General features: G+C 69.6%; 10 protein-coding genes and 1 pseudogene. 7 read left to right on the plus strand and 4 right to left on the minus strand.

The features are described from left to right. From ACFYXH_RS41640 to ACFYXH_RS41655, 4 genes and pseudogenes are all read left to right on the plus strand, one after another. A pseudogene (locus ACFYXH_RS41640) lies at nt 1-643 on the plus strand (hypothetical protein); the annotation flags it as partial. 411 nt (nt 644-1054) lie between these two features. After that, on the plus strand, nt 1055-1882 hold the full coding sequence (locus ACFYXH_RS41645) for a transposase family protein (RefSeq protein ID WP_389574859.1): 828 nt from the start codon (nt 1055-1057) through the stop codon (nt 1880-1882). 50 nt (nt 1883-1932) lie between these two features. Next, on the plus strand, nt 1933-2253 hold the full coding sequence (locus ACFYXH_RS41650) for a helix-turn-helix domain-containing protein (protein ID WP_389574862.1): 321 nt from the start codon (nt 1933-1935) through the stop codon (nt 2251-2253). Between the two features lie 332 nt (nt 2254-2585). Next, nucleotides 2586-2825, plus strand: a complete 240-nt coding sequence (locus ACFYXH_RS41655) for a hypothetical protein (RefSeq protein WP_389574865.1) — start codon at nt 2586-2588, stop codon at nt 2823-2825. Nucleotides 2826-3046: 221 nt separating this feature from the next. On the opposite strand, the gene ACFYXH_RS41660 is transcribed toward ACFYXH_RS41655, so the two are convergent. From ACFYXH_RS41660 to ACFYXH_RS41675, 4 genes are read right to left on the minus strand one after another with little or no spacing between them, the layout of a single operon-like run. Beyond that, a complete protein-coding gene (locus ACFYXH_RS41660; protein ID WP_389574868.1) occupies nt 3047-3244 on the minus strand; it encodes a ferredoxin in 198 nt (65 codons plus the stop codon). Nucleotides 3245-3246: 2 nt separating this feature from the next. Then, nucleotides 3247-4527: an NADH-ubiquinone oxidoreductase-F iron-sulfur binding region domain-containing protein gene (locus ACFYXH_RS41665; RefSeq protein ID WP_389574871.1), complete on the minus strand. Its 1281-nt coding sequence runs from the start codon at nt 4525-4527 to the stop codon at nt 3247-3249. Between the two features lie 3 nt (nt 4528-4530). After that, nucleotides 4531-5106 (minus strand): ferric reductase-like transmembrane domain-containing protein, encoded by a 576-nt coding sequence (locus ACFYXH_RS41670; RefSeq protein ID WP_389574874.1) that lies wholly within the window; start codon nt 5104-5106, stop codon nt 4531-4533. After that, complete coding sequence (locus ACFYXH_RS41675; RefSeq protein WP_389574877.1) at nt 5103-6056, minus strand: FAD:protein FMN transferase; 954 nt, start codon at nt 6054-6056, stop codon at nt 5103-5105. Before ACFYXH_RS41675 ends, ACFYXH_RS41670 begins: the two co-directional genes overlap by 4 nt. Nucleotides 6057-6610: 554 nt before the next feature. On the opposite strand from ACFYXH_RS41675, the gene ACFYXH_RS41680 reads away from it, so the two are divergent. The 3 genes from ACFYXH_RS41680 to ACFYXH_RS41690 are packed head-to-tail and all read left to right on the plus strand — an operon-like array spanning nt 6611 to nt 9301. Further along, nucleotides 6611-8089 carry a transposase gene (locus ACFYXH_RS41680; RefSeq protein WP_389574880.1) on the plus strand — a complete coding sequence of 493 codons (1479 nt, stop codon included), beginning with the start codon at nt 6611-6613 and terminating at the stop codon, nt 8087-8089. Then, nucleotides 8058-8393 carry a transposase gene (locus ACFYXH_RS41685; protein WP_389574883.1) on the plus strand — a complete coding sequence of 112 codons (336 nt, stop codon included), beginning with the start codon at nt 8058-8060 and terminating at the stop codon, nt 8391-8393. Before ACFYXH_RS41680 ends, ACFYXH_RS41685 begins: the two co-directional genes overlap by 32 nt. Then, the gene (locus ACFYXH_RS41690) at nt 8390-9301 is read left to right on the plus strand and encodes an IS3 family transposase (RefSeq protein WP_389574885.1); all 912 of its coding nucleotides are present in this window, start codon (nt 8390-8392) and stop codon (nt 9299-9301) included. The genes ACFYXH_RS41685 and ACFYXH_RS41690 overlap by 4 nt, the downstream gene beginning before the upstream one ends. Nucleotides 9302-9523 lie beyond the last annotated feature (222 nt).

Genomic DNA, 9523 nt, shown 5'->3' on the forward strand with positions numbered 1-9523 from the left:
CACTGACGCCCCCGCACAGGTCATCAACACCGCCACAGTCACCGGCGGCGGCGACCCAACCACCCACACCGACACCGACCCCACCACCATCACGTCCGTCACTCCCGACACTCCGGTGTTGGCGATCGACAAGAGTCACACGGGGGACTTCGCTCAGGGGCAGCAGGGAGCTACGTACACGCTCACCGCGGGCAACTCTGCCAGTTCGACTGTCCCGACAGACGGAACCACCGTCACCGTCACCGACACTCTTCCCACGGGACTGACGGTCACCGGCATTTCCGGGACGGGCTGGACCTGCACTCTGGCCACGCTGACCTGCACCCGCAGCGACGCCCTCGCCGCCGGCTCCACCTACCCCCCCATCACCGTCACCGTCGACGTCGCCACTGACGCCCCCGCACAGGTCATCAACACCGCCACAGTCACCGGCGGCGGCGACCCAACCACCCACACCGACACCGACCCCACCACCATCACGTCACAGCAGTGCCCCCCTCACCACCACAAGCCCCTCTTGAACCAGAAGCTGTCACTCGGGACCACCAACCCCTGCCCTCCTCACCACCACAAGCCGCGCAAGCCGCGCAAGCCGCACGGGCAGCATGCAGGCCTCGCATCGTCCCCGGGGCTGCTCCTGTGAAGGGTGGCCTTCAGCTTCGTAAGCAGCCTCCTGAGACTTACCCGCCAGGTTAGACACCTGGAGGCTGGGCCGTGAGCCCAGGAAGAATAGGTCAGGTCGCGATTGGCCGTCAGCTTGGCTGGCGGCCAATTCGCCTTTGCGGGAGGGCCTGCGGGGCAACAGGCGGTCGTGCGGTGACGGCATCCACGGCACAAGGACTTACGACGACTGGACTCGTGTCGAAGTCCGGCCCCGGCATTGCGGGGACCGCCGTCACCACGTTCCGGCAGTGAGTCTTTCTCAGTAAGCGCTCATCGCTCGCTGTGATCGCGACGTCGGCGCTGCGGCCCGTGCGATCCCCAAGTCCGGGCAGGCGTAAGGCCCCTGGTAGGAACGATCTTGCGACAGAAAGATCCGACCGAGGGGCCTCACGTGTCGACCAGTGTCACATACACCGCCGTGCTCGATGTGAAGCGGTCCACCGCCGAGCACCTGGCCCGACTGCTGCGCGATCACCGCATCGCGGCCAAAACCCGCAAGGGCAGGCGCGCGCTGGGCTGCTTCCGCCAGGCGGTGCTCATCTTGCGCTGGTTCATCGACGGCACCCGCATGTCCCAACTCGCCCGCGACAACGGCCTGTTAACCTCCACCGCCTACCGCTACCTCCACGAGGGGCCGACCGTCCTGGCGGCCGGGGCACCGGACCTCGCGACCGCGCTGAAGCGCGCTAAAGCGGCCGGACTGACGCACCTGAACCTCGACGGCACCGTCATCCGCACCGACCGCGTCGCCGCCCCCGGCCCCAACGGCGCAGACCTCTGGTGGTCCGGAAAACACAAGCATCACGGTGGGAACGTGCAGGTCATCGCCACCCCGGACGGCTGGCCGATCTGGGTCTCACCGGTCCGCCCGGGAAGGGAGCACGACACCACCTGCGCCCGCCACCACGGCCTGATCGACGCCCTCAACCGGATCGCCGCCGAGCTGGACATGCCCACCCTGGTCGATCTCGGCTACGAGAACGCCGGCGACGGCTTCCGCCACCCCGTCAAAAAGCCAGCCGGAAGCGAACTGACCGACGCCCAGCAGACCTACAACAAGGTCATCCACGGCATCCACGGCGTCTGCGAGCGCGCCAACTCCCTGCTCAAGACGACCTTCAAGGCCCTGCGCCGGGTCAGCCTCGACCCCAGCCGCATCACGAAGATCGCCGCAGCAGCCCTCGTCCTACTCCAACTCGACTACGACCGCACCATCTGAACGATCACACAACATCATGATCCATTACTGGGAAAGGCTCAATGAGCCTGATGAGTCCTCCGCCGCAGTTCCCGGTGGAGAAGTACATACGGACTGTGCTGTCGGTCCTGGCGGGTGAGATGACCGTGGCCGAGGCGGCCCGTCGGAACAAGACCTCGCAGGCGTCGGTGGCCAAGTGGAAGGCCCAGTTCCTGGAGTCCGGGAAGGTCGGCCTGGCGGCCGGGGCGTCGAAGCAGGCATCCAACGGGGAGGCCATGCTCGAGGAGCAGATCGAGGATCTCAAGACCGCACTGGGTGGGGCACATGTCGAGCTGCGGGTGTGGAAGAAGTCCGCCGACGGCCGTCTGGCCCCTTTGGGGACCACGAGGTGATCCGCGCCCAAGCGGAGATGCCGACTTCGAGGTTCTGCACGCTCGCCGGCATCCCGCGCCGCACCACTTCTCGCCGGCCGGGCCGCGCCCGCCGGGGTGAGCCCGTGGCCAAGGGGCCGTGGTCGGCGCCGTGGTCGACGCGCTGGAGCCGGTCGCCGCGAAGTATGCCGCGAACTGGCCGGCCCGGGGGCCACCGCAAGATCCAATGGATGATGCGGGCCGACGGCCATGACGTCTCCGCGTCCTCTTTGAACGCGCCCTGCGCAGGCGGGACTTGCTCCAGCCCATCGACTACCAAGGCGCGCGCCGGGAACTGGCCCGCCATCGAGGCCGTGAAACTCGCGATCAAGGAGGCCGAAAGCCTCGGCGGCCGCCCGCTGGCCCAGCTGCCGCCCCAGAACCCCGACACCGGCCAGATCCGGCGGATCAAGCTGGTGACCGACAATGGAGGAGCCCTCAAAGGCGCCGCGTTCGCCCGCTTCATCGCCTCCCGGCCGAGCTGCCGCACATCCGCACCCGCGCCAAGAGCCCCGGCCAGAACGGCGTACACGAGCGCGCCTTCGGCTCGCTGAAGCCGCGGCTCGCCCGGTCGTGCCCGGGCCGGGTGACCGTCCCGGAAACCGGTGACCGCCTCCCGGACGCGCTCAGCCCGCAGACGAGCGCGCTGAAGCTGGAGCGGGGTCAAGCCCCCCTCAGGAACTCGCCCCGATCGTGCGACGATGACACGATTGACTTCAATCACCCGGACGGATATTCGACTCAATTCCCCTTCCTCGTGTAACCGATTGGTTGGTCAGCGGCCCAGCCGCAGCGCCAGCATCGGACAGTCGGCGGCAGCCCGCCGGGCCCGCCGGGCTGCCTCGGCGGGCAGTGGTGCGTCGTCCAGCAGCGGGTAGCCCCACTCGTCGAGGGTGATCCGCTCCGGCAGCAGTTCGGCGCACAGGCCATGTGCCGTGCACGCGGTCCGGTCGACGGTGATCCGTGCTTGCATTGTCAGTTCCCCTCCTCGACCGGCATCGGCACCGGCAGCAGCGGCCTGGGGTCGCTCGCCGCGCACCTGCCCCGCACGTGGCGGTCGGCCTCGGCGGCGAAGACGATGAGCGCGCTGCGCACCAGACGGACCGTGCCATCTGGGTGATGGCAGGCGCCCCGGCCCTCGACCAGCCCGGCCCAGCGCTCGATGTCAGCATGTGTGCCCGGCCGGCAACCGGGCCGAGCCAGCTCCGCGAACGCGATGGCGATGCGCGGCAGACCGTTGAGGCAGGGGCCGCACTGGCCCGCCGACTCCAGCGCCAGATACCGCAGGACCCGAGCGGACTCGGCGAGGCCGCAGCGGTTGGCCGGCAGCGTGGCGAGCACACCCGCTCCGAGTGCGGCCCCGTACGGCTGCAGATCCGCAGACGACAGCCGTAGCCGGGCGGCGTCGGCGGCCGGAATCCAGGCCCCGTGATAGCCGCCGACCAGCACCGCCTGCGCCGGGACGGCGCCGTGTTCCATCGGCAGCAACCGTGCCAGAGGGGTGCCTAGCGCGACCTCCGCCACCTGCGGCGGCCGCCCGGCGGTGTGCACCGTGCACAGCATGCTTCCCGGCTCGTCGACCGTGCCGACCGAGCGGAACCACTCCGCGCCGTAGCGTGCCACCAGCGCCAGATGCGCCAGCGTCTCGACGTTCTGGACCAGCGTCGGCGCCCGGCCCACGCCCTGTTCCCGCACCGGCGGTTCAGGGTGCCGGGGCAGCGCCGGCCGGCCGTTCAGGTACGCGACCAGCGCCGAGGACTGCCCCGACAGAAAGCGCGCCGGGATCTCCACCATGCGTACCGGCAGCGGATCGAGACCGCAGCGCTCGCGTTCGCCCAGAGCCACACGCAGTACACGGATCACCTCGCCGCCGCCCACCGCGAGGAACATCCGGTCCGCACCCACCACCCGTGCTGCCAACTGTGCCCCGTCCAGTACGAGATGGGGGGCGCGTAGCAGCAGGGTGAGGTCCTTGGCGCTGGCCGGTTCGCCCTCGGCGCCGTTAGCGACCACGACGGGGGTACGGCGGGTGCGCCGAGCCGCCTCGGCGACCGCGGCTAGCTTGAGGTGGACGGGGAACCCGGCGCCGCCGTGGCCGTTCAGTCCCGCGTCGCGGAGCGCACCGGTCAGGGCGGCCGCGCTTTCGTACGGGGGGACGCCGTGGAGGGCCATGTGCGCCGCCAGGTTGTCGCCGCCGTGCGGCGGCAGGAGACGGCGCGGTGCGTGGACACCGGGCCGGTGGTCGATCGTGGGCATACGTCATTCTCCGATCCGGGAGGCATGGGGGGCGGCGAGGAGGTCGGCGGCCCGCTGCCGCCGTGCGGAGGGGTGTGTCAGATGGAGCACGACCGCCGCCGCGACGAGGAGGGCGCTCGCGACCGTGATCCACAGCGCGACCCCGGAACCGGTGTCTGTGCCGACGCCCAGGCTGTGCGCCATCGCCACCGGCCAGCAGGCGTAGCCGAACCAGTGCACCGCACGCCAGGTCCGCAGTCCGATCCGGGGCCGGAGCAGACTCGTGACGAGCACCGCGAGCAGCAGGTCTGCCGCGACCGTGCCGAGCCCGACCCACAGCGGCTGATAGCCCGCGGTGAAGGGCACCACGACGTCGAGGACGCCGACGGAGACATGGCTGTCCAGGACCACCGTCGCGATGTGCGTGCCGAGGAAGGCCGCTGCCAGCAGCGACACCGAACGGTGCAGCGCCACGGTGCCGAACCGGGGCAGCCCCGGCAGCCGCACCCGAAGCCGCACCCAGACGCCGAGCAGCACGACCACGCTGAAGAGGACGAGGGCGACGATCGCGGTCGCGCGGTCGATGTACCAGAGCGTCATGCCGCTGCCTCCGTGTTCCGCTCAGCGGGCCAGCTGGCCGTCGTCTTCACGGTGCCGTCGACGGCCACCAGCCGGGCCGCCAACCCGATGCTGTTCAGCCACGCGTACGCCGTCTCGTCGCGCACCAGCGCCGCGGTAGTCGCCGTATTGGCGTCGGCGCAGCTCGCCGCGGCGACGGTAACGGTGCGCCAGGGGGTCACCGCGGGCAGCCCGGTCCGCGGGTCCACGACGTGGTGCAACTCCCGGTCTCCGCGTCGCCAGTGCCGCGCGGCTGTACCGGAGGTGGCGAGCCCGCCGTGCCGGATCGCGACCGTCGTGTGCGGCCCCACCGGCGGTTCGTCCGGGTGTCCGGTCACGTCCTGGACGCGGATCCGCCAGCCCCCGGACGGCGCGGGTCCCGCGACCGCCGTGTCCCCGCCCAGGCTCACCAACACCCCGCAGCCCGCCGCCTTCGCCAGCATCTGCGCGGTACGGTCGGCGGCCCACGCTTTGGCCGTCGCCCCCAGGTCGAGTGTGGTCCCCGGCGGCATCATCACCGTGCCCGCTGCCCGATCCAGCCGCACCCGGCGCCATCCCGGCACCGGCCGTACCGTCAGCCGCACCGGCCGCCCGTCCCGCTCGACCAGAGCGAAGTCACGGTCGTAGCCGAGGGTGCGCATCGCTGACCCCACCGTCGGGTCGACATCGCCGTCGGTCATCTCCGCGGCCCGCAGTGCCATCGCCAGAGCCTCCGCCAGCAGCGGCCCGACGGCGGACAGCCGGCCGTTCGCCGAGTTCAGACCGGCCAGTTCGGAATCCGCGCGAAAGCGGCTGCACGCCGCGTCGACGGCGGCCAACTCCCGGGCCAGCAGCCGTCGGCAGTCCTCCAGACGACCTGCGTCGGTGACCACCAGCCGCCCCCGGCACCCCAGGGCCCGGAAGTCGGCGGCCCCGGTTCTCGCGCCGCTCATCATGAGCTCCCCGACGTCGCGTCGGACGAGCCCGAGTCGGAGGACTGTACCCCGCCGCTGGAGGACGTCCACTGGCTGTCCGAGGACGAGGAGTCGGAGGAGACGGATGAGCTGGAACCACTGTCGCTCTCCGTGGTCGCGCTAGCGTCGGACATCGTCCCCATCAGAGCCAAACTGCCGCCCAGCGCCGCGAGCGCAACCGCCGCTGTCACCAACCTCGTTCGGATCGAGCCCTTTCGGACGGCTTCCATGGCCGCTCCCTTCCCCAGGCGATGTTGTGGGATCAGCATGGGCGTCATGCCTGTGAGCTCCATGAGTCGTGCCTGAAGCTCGGCTGTGCGTTTCTGCGCGGCACCTGAGCTTGTCCTCGCCTCGCTGTTTTCGGTTGGGGTGATGAGGCGTCGTTGATCGTCAGCCGTGAGGTGGTTGAGGTGATTCGCTGCTTGGTCGATCCTGGTGGTTAATCCCTGGGATGGCTGGGTGAGGGGCAGGTCTCTTGTGGATCATGGGGCTTGCGGCAGTCTTGTGGTGTCTGTCCGCAGGATGGAGGTGTGGTGTCGGTGCAGCCGCAGCCGCAGCCCTGGCCTGAGTCGGTCCCTGAGATTGCGGCCGCGATCCGGGCGATGTACTCGGGCCGGCGGGAGGTCCCGCTCGCGGTGCGGGTCCGTGACCGGTTCGGCGAGTTGTTCGCCGACGGCGAGTTCGCGGTCGCGTTCGGGCAGCGTGGCAAGCCGGGCTGGTCGCCGGGGCGCCTCGCGCTGGTCACGGTGCTGCAGAAGGCCGAGAACCTCACCGACCGGCAGGCCGCCGAAGCGGTACGCGCGGACCTGACGTGGCAATACGCGCTCGGGCTGGATCTGGAGGATCCGGGGGTCGACCACAGTGTGCTCTCGGAGTTCCGCTCCCGGGTGGTCGCGCACGGCTTGGAGGAGAAGGTGCTGGACCTGCTGCTGGCCAGGCTGGTTGAGCAGGGGCTGCTGGAGAGCGGCGGCAAGCAGCGCACCGACTCCACCCACGTGATCTCGGCGATGCGGCACCTGAGCCGGCTGGACCTGGCCGAGGAGGCCGTCCGCGCCGCGCTGGAGGCACTGGTCTGTGCGGCGCCGCACAGGGTGGAACGGGTGATATACGTGCCCTCCTGGAGCCGGCGTTATGGCGATCGGATCCCCGGATGGCACGCGCCGGTCTCCAAGGCCAAACACACCCGGCTCGCTGTCGACTTCGGCCGGGACGGCTTCGCCCTGCTCACCGCGGTCTATGCACCCCTCTCCCCGGCGTGGCTGCGTGAACTGCCGGCTGTCCAGGTCCTGCGGCGTGTGCTGGTGCAGAGCTACACCCGCACGCTTTCGGGCGGACGGGAGGTGGTCAAGCGGCGGGAGGCACAGGTGGACGGTCTCCCGCCCGGCCAACAGCGCCTGACCTCTCCGTATGACACCGACGCCCGCCGCAGCGTCAAGGGCGACCTGTTGTGGAACGGCTTCAAGATCCATATCAGTGAGACCTGCCAGGCCCCCGCGCAGCCGGCGGTCGGCACCGTCGGTGATGCGGGCCCGGGACGGCGGAACGCAGCGCCGCGGCCGAATCTGGTCACGAGCGTCACCACGACCGACGCCACCGTCCCCGACAACGCCATGCTCGACCCCATCCACCAGGCCCTCCAGCGACGCGGGCTGCTGCCCGGGGAGCACTACCTGGACAGCGGATACGCCTCGGCCGAGCTGATCGTGGGCTCCCTGAAGCAGTTCGGTGTTGCACTCATCACCCCGATGCTGCGCGACCAGTCCCGCCGGGCCAGGGCCAAGGAGGGCTTCGCCACCCACGACCTGCCGTATCGACTGGCAGATACGGCAGGTCGTCTGCTCGGCCGGGCAGACGAGCACCACCTGGAGCCCTTGCCTCCAGGCCGGCGGCGCCAAGACGGTGGTCACCTTCTCCACGAGAGACTGCAGTGTCCCTCCCCTCGTACCGTGGAGCCTGTGATTGCAGGGAGGGTTGGGATTCATGGAGTCCAAGCAGCGTACGTACGAGCCTGAGTTCTGTGAGGGTGCTGTACGCATCGTGATCGAAACGGGGAGGCCGATCCCGGAGGTCGCCGAGGAGCTCGGTGTACATCCGGGCACTCTGCACAGCTGGATCTCGCGGTGGCGACGCAACGGGTCGGCGTCGTCCGACGGGCCTGCGGCTGCGGAGAGCGGTGGGCGGCTGCGGGAGACCGAGCGCGCTGAGCTGGAGCGGCTGCTGCGGGAGATGACGGACAAGAACAAGCGCATCCGGGAGCTGGAGATGGAGATGGAGCGTGATGTCTTCAAGCGATGCATGGCCCTCTGGGTGAAGTGACCGAGTCCGATCCCGCGGCGCTGGCCGCGTTCATCGGTAACCAGAGGGCCGAGCACCATGTCCCGCACCGCCTGGCCTGCCGGGTTCTTGGGGTGTCGGAGTCCTGGTTCTGCAAGTGGCGCGACAAGCCCACGACCGCCCGCGAGGTCCGGCGCGGGAAGCTGACCGACGCCATCAAGGGGATCTTCGAGGGCTCGGGCGGAACCTACGGCTCGCCGAAGATCTGGATCATCCTGGTTCGTGAGGGCTGGCGGGTGTCGGTGAACACCGTCGCGAAGCTGATGGCTGAACTCGGCCTGGCCGGCCGGAAGATCCGCCGGCGCCGCGGGCTGACCAGGCCCGGCAAGCGGGCCGCGGCCCCGGACTTCGTACGCCGGGACTTCACCGCGGACGCGCCGGACCAGGTGTGGGCGGGTGACATGACGGAGATCGTCACCGGGGAGGGGAAGCTCTATCTCGCCACCGTCATTGACCTGTTCTCCCGGCGGCTGCTGGGCTATGCGACGGGCGAGCGGCATGACGCAGAGCTCGTCGTCGCGTCCTTGCAGATGGCCGCTGCCACCCGTGGCGGCGATGTGAGGGGCGTGATCTTCCACTCGGATCGCGGCAGTGAATACGTGTCCCGCCGGTTCAAGCGTGCCTGCCGGCGCCTGGGCGTGACTCAGTCTATGGGGCGGGTGGGCTCGTGTTTCGACAATGCCGTCAGCGAGGCGTTCAACAGTGTCCTCAAGGTCGAGTACGTCCACCGGCACACCTTCGCCACCCGCACCGAGGCCCGGCTGAAGATCGCGACCTGGATCACCGGCTTCTACAACACCCACCGACTACACAGCGTGTGCGGGTACCACAGTCCGATCGACTACGAACACGACCACCGAGCCAACTCCGCCTTGGGGCTGGCCGCATAGAAGACCTCCACAGTCCGACAGAGCTTGGTCATGGTCCTCGATCGGTTCGTCGAAGTAACTGTTTGACCATGTCTGTGGCGAGGACGGTAGGGGGATGGACCGACTGGCAGAACTTGAACTGGACGCGGATCTTGCTGAGTTCACGGACGATGTCTTCGGCTACCTGGCCTATGCAGGCCAGCGCGGTTACGGTCAGCAGTACCTGCGCGGGCTGATGCTGGA

Origin of the sequence: Streptomyces sp. NPDC002730, from assembly GCF_042888805.1 — a bacterium.
In the GTDB taxonomy this organism is placed as follows: domain Bacteria; phylum Actinomycetota; class Actinomycetes; order Streptomycetales; family Streptomycetaceae; genus Streptomyces.